Origin of the sequence: Streptococcus sanguinis (genome assembly GCF_013343115.1) — a bacterium.
Classification (GTDB): domain Bacteria; phylum Bacillota; class Bacilli; order Lactobacillales; family Streptococcaceae; genus Streptococcus; species Streptococcus sanguinis_H.
Genome location: NZ_CP054570.1, coordinates 999,347 through 1,017,770 on the forward strand (window position 1 = coordinate 999,347; position 18,424 = coordinate 1,017,770).

15 protein-coding genes and 1 other annotated feature are annotated in these 18,424 nt (G+C 39.0%); all 15 genes read right to left on the reverse strand.

Annotated elements, in window-relative coordinates; genetic code table 11:
• Positions 1 to 232 precede the first annotated feature (232 nt).
• A complete protein-coding gene (locus FOC72_RS04950) occupies positions 233 to 5,797 on the reverse strand; it encodes a ZmpA/ZmpB/ZmpC family metallo-endopeptidase (protein ID WP_002895569.1) in 5,565 nt (1,854 codons plus the stop codon).
• 336 nt (positions 5,798 to 6,133) lie between these two features.
• On the reverse strand, positions 6,134 to 7,858 hold the full coding sequence (locus FOC72_RS04955) for an AIPR family protein (protein ID WP_002895570.1): 1,725 nt from the start codon (positions 7,856 to 7,858) through the stop codon (positions 6,134 to 6,136).
• Positions 7,859 to 7,974: 116 nt separating this feature from the next.
• Positions 7,975 to 8,343 (reverse strand): 50S ribosomal protein L7/L12, encoded by a 369-nt coding sequence (gene rplL / locus FOC72_RS04960; RefSeq protein WP_002895571.1) that lies wholly within the window; start codon positions 8,341 to 8,343, stop codon positions 7,975 to 7,977.
• 73 nt (positions 8,344 to 8,416) lie between these two features.
• Entirely contained in the window at positions 8,417 to 8,917 is a 501-nt protein-coding gene (gene rplJ, locus FOC72_RS04965) for a 50S ribosomal protein L10 (protein ID WP_002895572.1), read from the reverse strand.
• Positions 8,918 to 8,954: 37 nt separating this feature from the next.
• Positions 8,955 to 9,090, reverse strand: a sequence feature (ribosomal protein L10 leader region).
• Between the two features lie 110 nt (positions 9,091 to 9,200).
• On the reverse strand, positions 9,201 to 9,830 hold the full coding sequence (locus FOC72_RS04970) for a hypothetical protein (RefSeq protein WP_002895573.1): 630 nt from the start codon (positions 9,828 to 9,830) through the stop codon (positions 9,201 to 9,203).
• Positions 9,831 to 9,936: 106 nt separating this feature from the next.
• Positions 9,937 to 10,278 carry a hypothetical protein gene (locus FOC72_RS04975; RefSeq protein ID WP_002895574.1) on the reverse strand — a complete coding sequence of 114 codons (342 nt, stop codon included), beginning with the start codon at positions 10,276 to 10,278 and terminating at the stop codon, positions 9,937 to 9,939.
• A 237-nt stretch (positions 10,279 to 10,515) separates the two neighbouring features.
• Positions 10,516 to 11,313 carry a formate/nitrite transporter family protein gene (locus tag FOC72_RS04980; RefSeq protein ID WP_002895576.1) on the reverse strand — a complete coding sequence of 266 codons (798 nt, stop codon included), beginning with the start codon at positions 11,311 to 11,313 and terminating at the stop codon, positions 10,516 to 10,518.
• Between the two features lie 114 nt (positions 11,314 to 11,427).
• Positions 11,428 to 12,375, reverse strand: a complete 948-nt coding sequence (gene mmuM / locus FOC72_RS04985; protein ID WP_002895577.1) for a homocysteine S-methyltransferase — start codon at positions 12,373 to 12,375, stop codon at positions 11,428 to 11,430.
• Positions 12,376 to 12,438: 63 nt separating this feature from the next.
• On the reverse strand, positions 12,439 to 13,137 hold the full coding sequence (locus tag FOC72_RS04990; RefSeq protein ID WP_002895579.1) for a glucosaminidase domain-containing protein: 699 nt from the start codon (positions 13,135 to 13,137) through the stop codon (positions 12,439 to 12,441).
• Positions 13,138 to 13,284: 147 nt separating this feature from the next.
• Positions 13,285 to 13,872, reverse strand: a complete 588-nt coding sequence (gene yihA, locus FOC72_RS04995) for a ribosome biogenesis GTP-binding protein YihA/YsxC (protein ID WP_002895581.1) — start codon at positions 13,870 to 13,872, stop codon at positions 13,285 to 13,287.
• A 10-nt stretch (positions 13,873 to 13,882) separates the two neighbouring features.
• Positions 13,883 to 15,112: an ATP-dependent Clp protease ATP-binding subunit ClpX gene (clpX, locus tag FOC72_RS05000; RefSeq protein ID WP_002895582.1), complete on the reverse strand. Its 1,230-nt coding sequence runs from the start codon at positions 15,110 to 15,112 to the stop codon at positions 13,883 to 13,885.
• Between the two features lie 224 nt (positions 15,113 to 15,336).
• Positions 15,337 to 15,849 carry a dihydrofolate reductase gene (locus FOC72_RS05005; protein WP_002895585.1) on the reverse strand — a complete coding sequence of 171 codons (513 nt, stop codon included), beginning with the start codon at positions 15,847 to 15,849 and terminating at the stop codon, positions 15,337 to 15,339.
• Positions 15,850 to 15,973: 124 nt separating this feature from the next.
• Positions 15,974 to 16,813 carry a thymidylate synthase gene (locus tag FOC72_RS05010; RefSeq protein ID WP_002895586.1) on the reverse strand — a complete coding sequence of 280 codons (840 nt, stop codon included), beginning with the start codon at positions 16,811 to 16,813 and terminating at the stop codon, positions 15,974 to 15,976.
• 104 nt (positions 16,814 to 16,917) lie between these two features.
• The gene (locus FOC72_RS05015; protein ID WP_002895587.1) at positions 16,918 to 17,877 is read right to left on the reverse strand and encodes an ROK family glucokinase; all 960 of its coding nucleotides are present in this window, start codon (positions 17,875 to 17,877) and stop codon (positions 16,918 to 16,920) included.
• Positions 17,878 to 17,989: 112 nt separating this feature from the next.
• Positions 17,990 to 18,400: a GNAT family N-acetyltransferase gene (locus tag FOC72_RS05020; RefSeq protein WP_002895588.1), complete on the reverse strand. Its 411-nt coding sequence runs from the start codon at positions 18,398 to 18,400 to the stop codon at positions 17,990 to 17,992.
• Positions 18,401 to 18,424: the final 24 nt, after the last annotated feature.

An 18,424-nucleotide genomic window follows, 5' to 3' on the forward strand; every position in this document is an offset into this window, starting at 1 on the left:
TTCAGACTTTTTTCCGCTTATTATCAGCCTCATAAATGACTGTCAGCAGTAAACTGCCTGAAAGCAGACTAGCAACTGTTTTAATTGCTTGACTTATATAGAAAAACAAACCTAGTTTTCACTAGGTTCGTCATTTCTTATCTGCAAGAAGGTCTGAATTTAAGAGTAATTCAAGCTCTGCCCTAACATTTCAGACTTGCAACTTTGCAAACCATTTGACAGCTCAAACCAATCACTTCTGGTTTTCAAAGATTGATGTTCTGAAATCTTTAGTCTGATCAAGGTAAGCTTTGAAGACTGCTTTTTTAAGCTTGTGGACAGCACTGTCATGTTCTGGTTTATAGCCACTCCAAGAATACCAATTATCATTTGCATCTTTGAGTACGGCTTCATCCATCAAGGCTTGCAACTCTCCAACAGTACTTATAGTCTTGGTAGCATAACTTGTCCATGGTTGTCTTGTATCATCAAATGTGACTTTGTTCAGGCTGTCGAACTTGTTCTTACGTTCTTCATACATAGCCTTCTTAAACTCAGTCCAATTATTAAACTGACCATTGAAGACCTTGCGTAAAACTAAGTCGTCTGTTACCAGACCTCTGGTCTTACCATAGATACTGATTGTTTTCCCGTTTTGCTTAGCATCATCTTCATACTGATTAGAGATATAAGGGACCATACCATCTTTGAAGCCTTTGGCTGCCAGAAGTTCATAAGCCATACGCCGTCCCATAAGATCTCCAGGCGTTCCTTTTTCACTGCTTAAAGCAGAATAAATCGGAGAGAAGAGTTTAATCGTATGGTAGCCATTTCTTTCTACGTCGCCGTTTTTGTACTCACGAGCTGAAAGAATGTCATTTTCAATGAGACTGTCGAATGAGTTTAATTTTTGCGCATCCGCCATTGTAATATTTTTTATCACATTCGTTGCGTAAACATCATTTCCATCAGCATCTCGAACATATTTATTCTCGACTTTTCTCAGAGCGTTCACTTTCTGCACATCGGACAGATGGTTCACGATTGACATCCCTTCTAGGTACTCCAACATATAAATGACATCAAACATGTTATGGACATAGTTTTTCAAATCATCCGCATCTCTGAAACGTTTAGTTGGATCAAGGACTTGCAAACGAGATTTTTCAGTCGCATCATTCTTGTCATATTTGAGAATTGAGTTGACCGTGATTGTCGCATCATCCGGATGATCCGGTGCTTGCAACAAGCCCTTAGCGAAGAATTCTGGACCAAGTCCGCTTCTTCTTCCATATCCGCCTAAATAGATCTCATTATCAGAATCATGCGTCATTTCATGGGTATAGGTAATAGCTCCGTCCTTGTCCAGCATCCGATAGCCCATGTAGTAAACACTGTCCCCAGTAGCGTAAGCTCCGTGCTTATTGTGTACGACCTTGTTTCCAACCGGCCCAAAGAAATACTTCATAGCTGGATTAGAACTGTCAAATTGTGCCTCCACTGTAGCCTTGTCGACAGTTGTATCATCTCCGAACTTATAGGCATCATAGACCAAGATATTTCGATAGAGCTTTTCACGGCCCTGTTCATCTAAAATTCTGTACCAATAATCATAATGGTCGCGTTGGCGTTTTGCAGTTTCTTGGGCATTATCCTCAACAAACTTATTGAGTTCTGCCCCTGCTCTGTGCTCATTATTTCTATATCTGTCATAGGCACCAAAGCCAAGACTGGATATAGTAGAGATGACAAAGACCGATCTTTCAGGCATTGTCAGCAAAGGAAGGACCATATTCCGGTATTTCCAAGTGTCGCTGGTAATTCGATCATACACCCCGATAGAATACTTGCTGCCAGCCTGCTCTTGCTTGACACTCACCTCATCAATAGCTGATTTTTCTTCAACGATATAAGCCTTGGTTTGCTCTTTAAACCATTGATTATTTGTTTTGTTTGGTAAAAATACCTCCCGGTAATTGGCAAGCGTGCTAAACAAATCTTTTGTTGCATTATTATTTGCAAGGCTGATGCTATAGGCATCTACGTTGTTCTTGGCCAGAAGATTGTTATAGCCTGATTTACCTAATTCAATGATCGTGTCTAGCGGTGATACGTTGCCCTTACCAAAGAAATCCATGCGGTACATGACTATGTCTTTGACATTCACGTCACCATAGTTAAAGTTGTACCAGCGCTCTAAATAGGTCAAGCCTAAAAGCAAGGCTTCCTTGTTGCGTTTGATTTTATCAACGATGTAACCATTAATCGTTTGATTTTTGCTGGCAATGACTGCATCAGCAGACAAAAGTTTTTCCAGTGTATTTGCTAAATTTTCCTTCGTTTTGGCAAACTGCTCTTCTAAATATAATTCCGTTAATGAAACTCCTGAAGAAATACCTAAGGTGCTTCTGATAGCCTCTGACTGATAATCTACCGCTCTCAAATCAGGCAAAACTTCATTGATGATTGAACTATGATTATGCAAGAATTGATTTGGCGTATAGATAAGACCTGTATCTTCCACGCGATATTCTGCTAACTTACTAAAGTCAGATTGGTAGGTGATATTTAGTATTTCAGATGAATGATCCTTATAGTGAAGCAAGAGCTTATTAGCCGCTTCTTTATGCGAAGCAATATCTGTAATTACTTCATTATCCTTCATCATGACTGCAGATAAGACTTCTTTTTTATGCAAAGCGCTATCTTCTTTTACCAGATTACCGTATTTGACAATGGTTGCCTTATTATAAAACGGCAGTAATTTTTCGATATTCTTATATGCTAATGCTCGACTAGCTTGATAGTCTTTAACCTTAGAAAAATCACTTTCTATATTTCTGCTAGTCAGTAAGCTTTCGACTTTCGGTACAGCAAGAGAGTTGATTTCAGATTTCTTACTTGCGATTTGAGAAGCATTGAGGATTGTTCCCCTCCCTTCGAGCGATTCCTTGGTGACAACCTCATCCTTTTCAAGAGTCACTTTGTAGACTCTGTTCTCCTTGTTACTATATGAGTCAGTTATCCTCATTCCTCGATAGTGGTAACCACTAATGGCATTTCCGTTCATAACATTGACATCACTAAGAACATTATGCAATCTTCCAGCGTGTCTCTCTTCGCTAGAATCTCTATCCCACAAGTAGCCAGCCACACCAGCAACACTTCCAAAGCGCTTCACATTATTAATGTTGCCCTCAGCATAACTATTGCTGATAAGCGCATCTTTCTCGACAAGACCTGCAAGGCCGCCGACAGTTTGGTTTGTGCTATCCGCATTTGATGAGATGGTAATTGTAGCTTTTGACTTATCAACTACTGCATTGATGCCAGTCAGTTGACCTACTAATCCTCCGATATTGTATGGTGCCCTTGTTTCATAGGAGTTGACAATTCTTCCCTTGAAACTGCTGTTCGCAATCTTAGAGTTATCAGCCTTCCAAACCAAGCCACCAATGCCACGTTCGCCAGCCAGAACACCATCTACATGGACATTATTAATCCTTGTTGCATTATTGACTTCATTTGCAAGAGCCCCAATATCATTTTTCCCTGAAATATTTACATCTTTAAGAGTCAGATTTTCTACAGTAGCAGTGTTCAAAGTGTTAAATAAAGGCTTCTTCAAATTATAGATAGCATAATTTTTTCCGTCTTTGCTGCCAATCAGCTTACCAGTGAATGTCCCATTGATATAACTGCTAGAACCATTTTCTAGTTCGACCTCGTTGGCATTCAGACTAGCACCTAAATAATAGGTTCCGCCAAGGTCATTATTTATAGCTTGAACCAGGTTACTAAAGGACGTAAAGTTTGTAACTTCTTTCTCTGCCTTTTTGGCAAGGTAAAAAGTATAGTTGTCCTCGTATTTATTGTCAATGTCCTGTTTTAATTTTTCAGCACTTGCAGTAATTTTATAAACTGGCTGACCATCTTTTGTGCTATCTACTATTGAAGAAATCGGCAAGAAAACATCTTTAAATTTAGATGATTTCACTTTAACGAAATAATTGTCTTGATTGCTTGGAACTGCATCCAGAGAAACGTGTTGCTTGTATTTTCCATCAGTTAGACTATACAGCTCTACATCAGATACATTTCTTAGCTCGATATTCTTTTCTGGTTCTTGCTTCTGCTCTTTCGGCTCTTGAGCTTTTTCAGTAGGATTTTCCGTTTCTGGAGCTGCTGGTTCGATGTTTCCAGTATACTCTTGCGGAGGCTCTACCTGCTCAGGCTCAACTATTGCTCCAGCTTGAGGTCCTGTGTATTCTGGTAATGAAGACACTTGTTCAGGTTCTACGATTGCTCCTGCTTGGACTCCTGTGTACTCCGGCAATGGAGTAACTTGCTCGGGTGCCACTACCGCACCTGATTGAGTTCCTGTGTATTCAGGCGACGGGGTGACTTGTTCAGGTTCTACTACTGCACCTGCTTGAGTCCCCGTATACTCTGGTAAGGGTGTAGCTTGTTCAGGTGACACTACTGAACCTGCTTGAACACCAGTGTATTCAGGTAATGGAGTAACTTGCGCAGGTTCTACTATTGCCCCGGATTGGATGCCTCCAATCTCCGGTTCAATTTGTTCAGGCTCAACTATAGCTCCAGATAATGTACCTGAATAATCAGGCAATGAAGTCACCTGCTCAGGCTCAACAATTGCGCCGGATTGGACACCTGTGTATTCTGGTAAGGGAGCGACTTGCTCGGGAGCGACTACCGCACCGGCTTGAATTCCTGTGTATTCCGGTAATGGTGTAACTTGCTCGGGAGCGACCAAGTTAGCACCCACTGGTTTTTCGCTAGGCGTTTCAAGCTTTTTAGTCCCTTTCTCCACTATTTTAGGAGTCGCTTCCTCTATTTTAGTCGAAAGAACCTCTCTAGAAACTTCCGCAATATCTACAGTAAAAATTCGAACGACTTCGATTTTACGGCCTGGTTTGCCTTCTTGTTTTACTATTACAGTACCTTCAGCTAAATCCGGATTCTCTTGTATTTGTTCTCCAAAGGCTATCTCAGTTTCAATGGTCTCTTCTTTGTATAATAGTTCAGGCTTAGCTACTCGGCCAGACAAAACTTCATCTTGAGGCTCAATTGTATTGACGCCAAGAGTTTGATTTTTCAGCCCATTCTTATCAAAAGAAACAGAATAATCTAGCTTCTTATTTTGGTTTAAAGTTTCTTTATCTAGACTAGCATTTTGCTGATGATCAAGGATCTTATTGTCTAATAATTTCTGAATCGATTCATCTTTTATGTAGCCAACATAGGTGTAGCCAGAGATTTCACCTGGTGACGGCAGACTTTCCCCGGCCGACACTTGATATTCCGCATTATACTGTAGCAAGATACCATTTTCCAGTGCATCAACGGATAGTATCAAACCTCCTCCGACACCAGCACCCACCAAAACAGTCAATAGTAACTTGCTTTGAACCTTTCTTTTTGACACAACAAAAACAACCAATCCTATCGTCGTTAACAGACCAGCCGTCATCATAGTATTGGAATTGCTACTGTCGCCTGTATTCGGTAACGTTTTTGCTCCAGCATTTGAGTTTAACCTGTAGACAAGATAGTAAGTCTCCTCATTGCCTTCAGGCATTTTAGGAACTCCACTTACAATCAACTCCTTTTCTTGCGGAGTTATTTCAGTATCTGTCACGTATTTATAGTGTACATTCAACTTTTCCTGCGCTTGAACAGAGTCAACCCCAACGATAGACACAAAAAACAAACTAGAAATAGCAGCCGAAACAAGCCCGACAGCTAATTTCCTAAAAGCAAACCGAGTTTGCTTCTCCCCAAAAAACTTTTTCATAAAAACCCTTTCAAATTATTCTAAAAAGAATAACAAATCCTTTAACCAGAGAATGAGCAACAGTAAGCCATTGCATTCATTCATCTGAATCCCCCTAACAAAAATCTCCTAATCAACAATCTCATATAACTTTTATTTTATTCATAATATCTCCTAAATCGCAATAATCTGTCTAAATTATATCATACAATCCTATTTTTTGTTAGCGTTTTAACATAAAAATGATTTTGGGATACAAAAAAACCAAGTCTTTCGACTTGGTTGATTTCTATGATTGGAAAGGTTAATAGATTGCTAACATTGAATTTCTTTTGGCTTATGGCCAAACTACTAAACTTACTTTTTAATATTGGCTTTTTTATCTAAGTACATCTTAAAGTCAGCTTTAATAAGTTTTCGAGAGTCAGCAATAACAATACCATTATTATCAAAACCTTTTATTGTTTGTTCTAAAAATTTGATTGTATTAGGAATTTTCCTTCTTTTAGAATTTTTTAACAAATAAATTATATAAAATGCTTTTTGATCTGAATAAACATATTTGTCAGACAACTCATTATAATTCTTTTTAATATCTAGGAATAACTTAAATAACTCTAAAGATTGTTCTAAAATATTTTCGACTGAAAATATTTTCTCATATTCCGTTCCGAAGATTTTACTCCGAGTATTTGAAGCCATGTGTGGATAGCCATTTTTAGAAAAGAGCAACTGTCCAAGTTTTACCATCTCTAATGTTTCAGGATAATCAGTATAAGAAGCATCTAAATCTCCAACTTTTCTATTATATCCATAATTATTTTGATTAAAGAAAGTTTCTAACCTAATTTGAACATTATCATTGCTTCTTAAATCTATATTGGATATTGGATTTTGGCTATTTGTATATTCTGCAATTTTCTCAGACCTAACTTTATCATTATCAACTTTAACAAGTTTAATTAATACCTTAGCATTTTTTAAACTCTCAAACCAATTAGTAGTTTGTGATTTTATAAAATCATAGACCGCACGAACCGTTTGGCCTCCATTTACAATTTGTAAATTTTTCAAATTATAACGTTTAGAATCTGAAAATTCTTCAATAATTTCTGTATCATCAACAATTATAGTAATGCCATTGTTATATAGAAAGAAAAGCTCAGGTTCTGTTTGTAACGTCTTGACTATACTTTCATTGTACTTCGATTTTTTTCTCCCTAGATATCTTCGAACATTTTTCTCTATAATTTGATCATTAAATTTAGGATCCCATTCGCTATCTTTTCTCTTATAATTATCGCGGTTAGTTTCTTCCTCATCTGTAATTCCTACTAAATCAATGATTGATATCGGAAAAATATATGTATTCTGTAGTTTATTAATTTTATAACTTATCATTTCTGAATTATCAATGATTATTTGCGTATTAAACTCTGGTTTACCAAACCATTCAGTATAAATAGTGGGTAAGGTAAATTCAGAAAAATTATTTACTCCACACTTTAACAAATATTTTTTTTCATCACTTTTAACTGACAACTGTTTCATATTATTGGAAACAAAAACCAAGTAAATTTTAAACGTAGCTCCTATTTCAGCAAGTATGCCAGCTAATTCCTCTAAAACACCAGCGGTTTTCCTAGAGTATTTTTGTAAGTCATATTTTGATAGTTTGTGTTCCCTATTTTTCTCCTTTAGTATCTTTAATGCACCTAGAAAACTAGAAACATCCGATAATACTTTTGGGTTCATTTGGCTATTAATATTGAATTCATGTCTATATTTAAAATTATAAAGATATATTATTCCATTCTCCTCGTCTACATAGTAAGCATCAATTCCAAGATCGTCATTATTCTCTCCTAAGATTTCGCGATTAAAATCGCCATCAATAATGTAGTCGGGAATATCTTTTAACGATATATCATGCTGAGATCTAAAAATGTTAAAATAGAAGCCAAGCTCTGCTTTCTTTTTTTCTGGAAAACTCTTATCATTTCCAGAAACACTTAAATATTCATCAAAAATTCGCTTATTTTTGTCACCTAATATACCAAATTCTGCTTGTGTTATATTCACGATCAATACTCCTAAGCTTTATTATAACTCCAGTATAACAAATATAATAAAATTAATAAACCCAAAATAAAAACCAAGTCTTTCGACTTGGTTGATTTCTATGATTGGAAACTCTATTATTTAAGAGTAACAGAAGCACCAGCTTCTTCCAATTTAGCTTTAAGTTCTTCAGCTTCTGCTGCAGCAACGCCTTCTTTGATAACGTTTGGTGCACCATCAACAAGTTCTTTAGCTTCTTTAAGGCCAAGACCAGTGATTTCGCGTACAACTTTGATAACGCCGACTTTCTTGTCACCAGCTGCAGTCAATTCAACGTCAAATGAATCTTTAGCAGCGGCAGCTTCACCAGCACCAGCAGCAGCTACAGCTACAGGAGCAGCCGCAGTTACACCAAATTCTTCTTCGATAGCTTTTACAAGGTCGTTCAATTCAAGGATTGAAGCTTCTTTAATTTCAGCAATAATGTTTTCAATGTTCAATGCCATTGTTATTTCCTCCAAATAATTTTTAAATTTATAATATTTTTTTCGTAGCTAGGCTACGCTGCGTAGCTTAAGATTAAGCTGCGTCTTCTTTGTTTTCTGCAACTGCTTTGACAGCAAGTGCAACGTTGCGAACTGGCGCTTGAAGTACAGAAAGGAGCATAGAAAGAAGTCCTTCGCGGTTTGGAAGAGTTGCAAGTGCAAGAATCTCTTCTTTTGATGCGACAGCGCCTTCAATTGCACCACCTTTAATTTCAAGTGCATCAGCGTTCTTAGCAAAGTCGTTCAAGATTTTCGCTGGAGCAACAACATCTTCGTTAGAAAATGCTACTGCAGACGGTCCAACAAAAACAGATGCCAAGTCTTCAAGTCCAGCTTTTTCAGCTGCACGACGCAAGATTGAGTTTTTGATAACTTTGTACTCAACTTCGCTTCCACGAAGCTCACGACGAAGAACGGTATCTTGCTCAACAGTCAAACCACGAGCGTCCACAACGACGATAGATGCAGCAGCTTTCATTTTCTCAGCAACTGCGTCAACCAGTTCCGCTTTTTTAGCAATAATAGCTTCACTCATTTAGTGTTTCACCTCCGTAATTATTTTGCTTGGGGAATTTTCCAAAAGAAAAACGCGCCCAAACCTAGACACGAAAGTACAATACGCTTCTTTTTACATGATACGTTTTGTCCTCGGTAGGATCTTTATGAGTCGAGCTCCCCTACTGTCTTAGGCAGTTTTTTCAAACCATTGATAATTATAGCAAAAGAAAAAAAAGATTGCAAGTCTTTTAAGCAATCTTTTTGAATTTAATATTTCTATCCCGCAAATTTCTTACTTGACTAATATCTACTTCTTTCCCTTAGTCGTATGTTTCGAGTTCAATATAATCAAAGTTCTCTCTTATATAGTCAAATAAGGCGTCTTTATGAGCTTTCTGATTCATTCCAATAAACTTTCGCAACTCATCTGTCCGGAGTTCAGATTCACTGCCATCAAGGTACCATGCAGAAAAATGAACTCGTCTTACCTCACGAAAACGGGAAAGACGAAAAACAGACGCCTTCATAAATGCACCTATCTTAGAACATTCTGGTAGGTAGGCAATATCAAATGTCCTGTAACAAATGAGATGATCGCCATAAACCAAAACTTGCAAATCTTTGTCAAGGTAGTCCGCATCGTTGAGATAGTCCCAGCTATCTTCAAGCTCAGGGTAACAACCTCTCAATTCCTGAATATTGCTGTTTAATAAAAGATTATTTTTTATCATTCTATAGATAGACTCGACTAAACTCATATGGATCCAAATAAAGAAAAGAATAAACATAAAATTATCACGAATCATATCTAGCCAAAATGATAATCCTTCTTTTAATGTATAATAAATAAAACTACACGAATATAAACCAAAGAAGATAGCACTTATTACTGGACCAATCATCATCAAAATTCTAGCTCTAAGCGGCGAAAACTCAAATCTTTTTCCCACTTCCCTCAGTTCCTCCTAAACTCAATTCTTTATCTCCTTTTATATCGCATCCCCCCTCTTGTGTATTTAACTTTGTTTATCATAGAAAAAATTTATTTCAGTAGTTTTATGACATATTAGGAAAAGTCTTTTTAAGTAGACTTCTGCTTTCTTCATCTGCAGGCAGCCATCCATCTTTGAAAACACGATCTTTTATCCAAAAACGATTATAGAAAAAAGTCCAAAAGAAATTAAAGGCTGTTCCAGTTGGCTTTAACAAATCTTCTGGAATGAAAAGCACAGCAATAACAAGCAAAGCGCAGAAAGAACCTAAAATAATACCAAAGTATTTCCAGTCCTTTCGAAAAAGCGGGACAAAAAAACTAAATAGTAACGTTGTAATAGAGTAGGATGGTGACAAGGTTTTGACTTTTATTCCATCTGGTGACTGAATAGTAATCTTATTCATAACATCTCCTTTTGATTACATAATATACCAAATTAATTTAACAAACTTCGATAATTCTGTCAACTGTTTTGCTTAGATATTAGAGATTGATAGGCAATGAACATTAAAAAAGAGACTAGAAAGTTAGTCAAAGATCGTACTAAAGAACTGAAAGGAATTTACACTTGGTTTAAATTAGAACTTTAAAGTGTAAAATCCAAATATTTTTTCAAAAAAATACAGCCCCAAGGCTGCATTTTAATCTACGTAATGTTCTTCCTTTTTATTAAACCAAGCGTATGGCAAACCTATGAGTAGACCACCACCGATGAGGTTACCGATAAAGGTTACGCCCCAGTGACGCAGGATATTTCCAATACCAAAATTTTGCACTTCCGCTGCTGCTGAGCTGAATTTCACGATAGCAAAGGAAGCAAAGTTGGCTGCCAAGTGTTCGTTGGTTAGGAATACAAACATATAAATCGCTGATATAACTAAGAAGAGCTTAGCTGTACTATCCTTGACCAAAACGAAGGAAAGAATAGCGATATTAACAAAGATATTGGCCAAGACTCCCTCGAGCAGAATCAGCTCATTAGATCGAGCAAGCTTCATCTGCACAACACCAGAAATGAAACTTTCTTTGCTAAGCCCTGCATAAGCAGCCGAGTTAGCAAAGAGCCAGCCGGCAATCAAGGCGCCAATCAGATTGAAAAAGGTACAATAAAGCAAAATCATCAAGGCTTTTTTCCAGTCAATCTTCTTCAAAAAGGTACCAGCAGTCAGAAACATCATGTTGGAAGTCACCAATTCTGCATTTAGAAAGACAATGTAAGCCAATCCCCAAGCAAAGATGAAAGGAAAGAGAAAGCGCCCAGTTCCAGGAACGATCTTATTCGTCAAATCTGCTGCAATAGCTCCAGCACCAGTACTAAAGGTTAGGAAAGCTCCAGCAAAGATGGAACGAACAGCGTACTTGGCCTTGCTTGTATCAAACAATGCTTCTTTCTTGCGGCAAGCTGCTTCAATTTTCGGGATAAATGTCGATTCAGGCATAAAAAATTCTCCTATTAATTTAAACTATGTATAGTATATCACAAAGTTCTTTCTTTTGATAGCGTTTTCGAGAACCTTTTTAAATTTTCTAAAAAAGGATTGAAAAATAACTTTTCAACCCTTAAATCCTTTTGCTAACTGAGCAATATCTTCTGGCCGTGTTCGGCAGCAACCGCCAAAAAGCCGTACACCTTGATTTTGCCAAAGTTTACTATTTTCCAGCAAGCTCCGCTCCTGCTCTGGATCATCATGCCATGTCTTGGTCAAGCCATTATAAGTTTCGCCAGAGTTAGGATAAGTCAGAAAAGGTTTGTTGCACACTTGTCCAAGCTCACCTAATAAAGAAGCAATTAAATGTGGAGCTGTACAGTTAAAACCAACTGCCAAGACTTGTGGGCTTTCTTGAGCCAAGTTTCCTAATTCCTCAATTTTAGTGCCATCTGATATGGCATTCTCCGACTGGGCGACAAAGGACAAATAAGCCTCAGCCTGCGGAAATTCCTCAGCTAAAAGTCGGAGGATAGCTGCCGCTTCTACTCCATTTGGAATCGTTTCAATAGCCAGCAAGTCACTCCCAGCTTCTAGTAAAGCTTGGATACGCGGACGGTGAAAATCTCGATATTCTTCTTCACTCAGCTGGTAGTTTCCCGTATACTCCGAACCATCAGCTAAATAGGCGGCATAAGGCCCTACCGAGCCTGCAACTAGAGGACAAGGTCTCTGTTTCTGCTCTTCAGGAGATAATCCTGTCCAGACATTTTCGATTGCCTTTTGTGCTAAGAAGACTGTCTCTTTTAAAAGATCATAACCCTTTTCAGGAGTTAGTCCTGCCTCTATAAATGCTGGAATGCTGGCCTGATAACTGGACGTAGTGATGATATCACTGCCAGCTCTCACATAGCTTTCATGCACATCCTGAATAATCCGAGGCTGGTCTAATAGGTATTGAGCTGACCAAAGCTTACCAGATACATCATAACTCAGGCTTTCCAACTCTGTACCTAAGGCTCCATCTAAAATAATAATTTCTTGCTTTTCAAGCAAATCTTTAAATTTTCCCATGAAATACTCCTGAAATCTACGATTAAATATAAAAAGAGGTCTCCCTCTTTTTTATTTTCTACATTAAGATCTATTCGCCCAGGCAGTATCGACGTCCAAGATATCCTGAGTAGTATATTGCTGACGATAAGGATTGTAAACGATATAGCCAGCACCAGACTCAGAGAGTGGCGAATCAAAGCGAGTCAAATCATATTTTTCAATAATATAATTCAATTTAGCATTATAGCTAGTATCTGTCGCATAGACACCGGTTAGGGCAGCTGTTGCATCCTGATAGGTTGGCGCATTGCTCTTCCATGCACCTGCAAAATGGCCTTGCTTGAGCACTGCAACATAGTCTTGCAGAGACTCTACATAGCTAGGATATGAACGGAAACTATCGTTGATGGTGTAGGCATTTCCCTCTCCATCATCTTCCCAAGTCTCCATATTAGCAGATTGGCCATCATAGTGACCTTTGATACCGAAAAGGTTATAATGAGGCTCACCAGACAGACCAGACTGTCCTGAACCACTTTCCAAAATAGCCTGTGCAATCATAACAGAGGCATAAAGATCGTTGTCCTGTCCCAACTGACGCGCTGGCTCACCGATTTGTGAGATGAAATAGTCTGTTTGATTCATAGGCTGCTGGTCGCTATTATTGGCACTAGCAGGATTAATATGCTTTGCCAAGACGAAACCAACAGCAATCGTCGTCGTCATGATGAATAAAGCTGAAAGGATTCTCTTACCTTTTTTTGAAATTCTCTTTTTCACAGCACTTCTCCTGAATAAGATGTTAATGATACCATTGTAACATACTAAAGATTAAAAAAACACTATTGATAATTTACAAGTATATGACATTTTTCGTTTTATTTCAAAAAATCCAACTCAAAAACGAGTTGGATTTAATTCGCATTATTAAATTTTTGACAAAATCGCATCCCAAGCAGCATCTAAGCCATCCTTGGTGACTGAGGAAAAAAGAATGAAATCATCATTTTTGTCAAAGTCCAGTTTTTTCTTAATAGCTGACTCGTGCTTATTCCATTTTCCGCGAGGGATTTTATCAGCTTTGGTCGCTACTAGAATAACTGGAATGTTATAATATCTCAGAAATTCATACATTTGCACATCATCTGCGCTCGGATCATGACGAAGATCAACAAGGCTGACAACCGCTCTGAGATTTTCACGACTGGTCAGATATTCCTCAATCATCCGGCCCCATTTTTCACGCTCTTTTTTGGAAACACGGGCATAGCCATAACCTGGCACATCGACAAAACGCAGCTTATCATCAATGTTGAAAAAATTTAACAGCTGAGTTTTTCCAGGTTTTCCAGAAGTTCGCGCTAAATTCTTGCGATTAAGCAGTGTATTGATGAAGCTGGACTTTCCAACGTTGGAGCGGCCGGCTAAGGCAATCTCTGGAATATCGTCTTGAGGGTAATGCGATTTATTGGCTGCACTCAGCAAAATCTCTGCGTTGTGGGTATTGATTTCCATAAGCACCTCGTTAGGCAGTTTCTAGAATAGGCTTATCTGTTCCATCTACTGCTTCTTTGGTAATGCGGACAAGTTTGACATTTTCCTGACTCGGAACTTCAAACATGACATCCATCATAGTTTCTTCAATGATAGAGCGAAGACCGCGAGCACCTGTTTTACGTTCAATCGCTTTATTGGCAATCTCCTGCAGAGCATCCTCGTCAAATTCAAGTTTAACATCATCATAAGATAGAAGTGCCTGATATTGCTTGATAAGTGCATTTCTAGGCTCTTTCAGAATCCGGACCAAATCATCAACTGTCAGCTGCTCCAGAGCAGCAAAAACAGGCAAACGGCCAATCAACTCAGGAATAATCCCAAACTTTTGAACGTCTTCTGAGATAATTTCCTGCATGTAGGAACTATCTTCGTCGATTGCTCGGTTGTTCTGACCGAAACCAATGATTTTCTCACCCAGACGCTGTTTTACGATTTCTTCGATACCGTCAAAAGCACCGCCAACGATGAAGAGAATGTTCTTAGTATCAACTTGAATCATTTCCTGCTGGGGATGCTTGCGTCCACCTTGCGGCGGTACACTCGCTACTGTTCCTTCGATAATCTTCAGCAGAGCTTGTTGAACCCCTTCACCTGAAACATCACGAGTAATTGAGACGTTCTCACCTTTCTTAGCAATCTTGTCAATCTCATCGACATAGATAATGCCACGTTCCGCACGCTCAATATTAAAGTCAGCCGCCTGCAAAAGCTTGAGCAGGATATTTTCAACATCTTCTCCGACATAACCAGCTTCAGTCAAAGCTGTTGCGTCCGCAATGGCGAAAGGCACATTGAGGCTGCGAGCCAGAGTCTGCGCCAAGAAGGTTTTACCAGATCCGGTTGGGCCAATCATCAAAATATTTGACTTTTGCAGTTCCACATCTTCTTCTTCACGGCTGTCATGGTAGTTAATACGCTTGTAGTGATTATAGACCGCTACTGCCAAGGCACGCTTAGCTCGGTCTTGCCCGATAACATAGTGGTTCAAGATGTTCAGCAGCTCCTGAGGTTTTGGTACCTCAGACAGATCTGCCAGCACTTCCTCGGCCAACTCTTCACGGATGATCTCCTGTGCCAGTTCCACACATTCATTACAGATGAAGGCATTGTTACCAGCAATAATTTTCTGCACCTCATCTTGGTTCTTCCCACAGAAAGAACAAAAAACCATCATATCATCATTACGACTTGTAGGCATTGTTTACTCCAATTCTAAAATTCTAAATCTATTTATTTTCTTTCGTACATGTTAAAAAAGTGTCATATAAAATGCATGAATGGAATTTACCAAGTTTGTAAAAGCATTCAGCAAAAATAAAGCTGCCAGTCCAAACCGCTTTTTCCGAAAGGTTTGAACGGCACAAATAAGACAAATGACACATAAAAAGGCCGTAAAAAAACCAAAAATACTACGTTCCATTCTTACGAGTCCTTCCTTCGGTATCTTTTTATAGTAAAATCATAAGGATTCTTTTCATCTTTGGCATGAAATTCACTGCTAACTTCCTGATAAGGAGCCCAGTCAAATGTCTCAGGGAAATAGGTATCTCCTTCCAGCTTAGCAGCAATCTGAGTCTGAATCAATTCTTCCAAATACGGCTCAAAAGCCCTGATAATCTGCGCTCCGCCAATAATATACAAGTTTCTATCTTGCTTGTGGTACCAATCCAAGACATCTTCCACATTGCTGAACAACAGGACATTCTCATTGTCAACTTGATAGTTCTTGTCCCTGCTCAAAATCAGACTAATCCGATTTGGCAAAACGCGACGCTGCAAACCATCAAAGGTCACACGCCCCATCAAAATAGCATGTCCAGTCGTCGTTGCCTTAAAATGCTGCAATTCTGCCGGGAGATGCCAGGGCATGACCTTGTCTTTTCCAATCAGACCATCCTCTGCCTGAGCCCAAATGGCAATAATCTTCTTTGTCATCCTTTTATCCTTTGTATTAGTAACTCTATTCTATCAAATTTGCTGTAAAAAGGCATGTTTAAAGTATGATTCAAGCAGAACTTTTGCAGAGGTTGGCCGTTTTCGCATACACTTATCAAAATCGTTAAATAGCCAAATCGAACTTCAGCTGAGGTTTAACGGGATTATAGTCCAGCAACTCAAAATCTTCTGCTTTGATATCAAAGAAATTGGTTCCATCCGGCACATTTAACACAAGCCTAGGGTGACAGTCGCTAGGTTCCCGACGCAATAGCTCCTCCGCCTGCTCGAACTGGTTGTCATAGATGTGCAAGTTATTGATAAAGTAAAAGAACTTGCCGACCTTCCAGCCAAAATGCTTGGCAATCATCATCTGCAGAGCCACATACTGCATAGCATTAATGTGGTGAGCAACCAACATATCATTTGAGCGCTGAGTCAGAGTCGCATCCAGATAAATGTCTCCATCTACACGCCGAACGTCAAACATGGTTTGAAAAGCGCATGGAAGCAGGCCGTCACTCTCTTCAAAAGCTTCATAATCCCAGAGAGAGATGATATTGCGACGGTTCCAAGGATTGGCTTCCAACTGTTGAAGAATTTTATGGATAATATTGTGCTTCTTGACAACAGCTCCGTAGCGCTGGCCAATAGTACCTGTATCGCCAACTTCCCAGTCATTCCAGTAGTGAACATGATACTTGTCATTGAGCAACTCCAGGCTATTGGACTGGTCTTGATAGATCCAAAGAACTTCCTTGATGGCTGACTTGATAGCAATAGGGCGCAGAGTCGTGATTGGGAATTCTCCCTTGCTCAAATCATATTCCGTAAAAGAACCAGTGATATATTTGGAATTGGCCACATTTCCATCCTTGTAGCGCGGACGGGCATTTTCAGAAAAAACACCCTGCTCCATAATTTTTTTAATATTCTCTTTGAAAATCGTATCTGCTAGCGTCATGATTTCTCCTTCGTTCAGTGAGCTTTTTCTAGTATAGCAAATTTTCCATAAAAATTCTCCTACAGACCTTTCTGCAGGAGAACAAATGAAGCATACTTGTTGAATTATTGTAAGACCAATGAAGCTGCCCCGATAACACCAGCATCATTTCCAAGAGTAGCCAAGGCCAACTTGGTTGAAGTACGAACCTGCGGGAAGCTATTCTCTTCATAAACCTTGCGCACACCATCAAGTAAGAAGTCACCCGCAGCTGATACGCCACCTCCGATAACGATTGTAGATGGATTTAGGATAGAGCCGATATTGGCACAGGCAATACCTAGATAGCGAGCGAAATTGCGATAGACAATCAGAGCCAGCTCATCGCCCTCTTTCGCCAAGTCAAAGACAACTTTTGCATTGACATCTTCACCGTTGTCAATCAGTTTTTTCAGCTCAGCATCACCAGCATACTCATCAGCATAGCGACGAGTCAAATTAACAATACCAGTCGCAGATGCAACAGTCTCTAGGCAGCCTTTCTTGCCACAGGTACATTGAATCGGCTGATCGAAGTCAACAGTGATGTGGCCCAACTCTCCTGCTGCTCCAGCAAGTCCATGCAAGAGCTTACCTTCTGCAACAATTCCTCCACCAACACCTGTACCCAGTGTCATAAAGACTACATCAGGCTGGTTTTCTCCAGCTCCCATCCAGCGTTCACCCAAAGCAGCAACATTAGCATCATTGTCAATATAGAAAGGAATCCCAGTCGCTTTTTCAATCTTATCCTTGACCGGCTGCAGCGTCTTCCAATTGAGGTTGTAAGCACCAATAACAGTGCCCTTTTTTCGGTCAACAACTCCTGGCGATCCCATACCAATTCCGATAAAATCCTCTGCTGAAAGCTGAAGCAAGTCCAAACGATGCAGGATTGACTCAATCATATCCTCTACGATGTGGCTACCTTCGTCCAAAACATTGGTTTTAATGGACCATTTTTCCTGAATTTCGCCTTCTGAAGTCAAAATAGCAAACTTAATAGATGTTCCACCAAGGTCAATTCCGATTATTTTTTTCGACATGATGTTCTCCTCTGTGTTTTATTTATCATCATTATATCAGATTTTTTCAGTAAGGAAAAGGTTTGCATAAAGAAAAGTGAAAATCGAATTCTTCTTTATTCCCAAAGTAAACTCACAGGTCTTTTGTATAATAATATCTTTCACCAGTATAAGGATAGTCTTTCAGCGCAAACACTTCTGTATAGCCGTGCTTCTTATAAAAATCCGGGGCTTGAAACTGATACGTGTCTACAAATGAATATTTGCATTTCCTTTCTCTGGCTTCTTGTTCAGCCCTACACAGTATTTTTGAGCCTATGCCTTGTCCTCGCAAATCCTCGTTCACATACAAATACTCAATCTCCAGCCAATTACCAAAAGTTTCGGCCGCAATACCAGCCAGCAAATTTCCATGTTCATCTTCCACATAGATGTTAAGAGGTTCACTTTTGGAGGACTCTCTCTTAGAGCGATTGTAGGATCTGATTAAATTTCCCAATTCTTGTGTCTTCTTTGAGTTGGTATTTTCCAATCTTAGTTTCATAGATGCCTCCGTTTAGATTTCTGC

Coding starts and splice junctions, on each gene's coding strand:
- FOC72_RS04950 (WP_002895569.1), bottom strand. CDS start 5,797: ATGAAAAAGTTTTTTGGGGAGAAGCAAACTCGGTTTGCTTTTAGGAAA.
- rplL (WP_002895571.1), bottom strand. CDS start 8,343: ATGGCATTGAACATTGAAAACATTATTGCTGAAATTAAAGAAGCTTCA.
- rplJ (WP_002895572.1), bottom strand. CDS start 8,917: ATGAGTGAAGCTATTATTGCTAAAAAAGCGGAACTGGTTGACGCAGTT.
- FOC72_RS04975 (WP_002895574.1), bottom strand. CDS start 10,278: ATGAATAAGATTACTATTCAGTCACCAGATGGAATAAAAGTCAAAACC.
- FOC72_RS04980 (WP_002895576.1), bottom strand. CDS start 11,313: ATGCCTGAATCGACATTTATCCCGAAAATTGAAGCAGCTTGCCGCAAG.
- mmuM (WP_002895577.1), bottom strand. CDS start 12,375: ATGGGAAAATTTAAAGATTTGCTTGAAAAGCAAGAAATTATTATTTTA.
- yihA (WP_002895581.1), bottom strand. CDS start 13,872: ATGGAAATCAATACCCACAACGCAGAGATTTTGCTGAGTGCAGCCAAT.
- clpX (WP_002895582.1), bottom strand. CDS start 15,112: ATGCCTACAAGTCGTAATGATGATATGATGGTTTTTTGTTCTTTCTGT.
- FOC72_RS05005 (WP_002895585.1), bottom strand. CDS start 15,849: ATGACAAAGAAGATTATTGCCATTTGGGCTCAGGCAGAGGATGGTCTG.
- FOC72_RS05010 (WP_002895586.1), bottom strand. CDS start 16,813: ATGACGCTAGCAGATACGATTTTCAAAGAGAATATTAAAAAAATTATG.
- FOC72_RS05015 (WP_002895587.1), bottom strand. CDS start 17,877: ATGTCGAAAAAAATAATCGGAATTGACCTTGGTGGAACATCTATTAAG.
- FOC72_RS05020 (WP_002895588.1), bottom strand. CDS start 18,400: ATGAAACTAAGATTGGAAAATACCAACTCAAAGAAGACACAAGAATTG.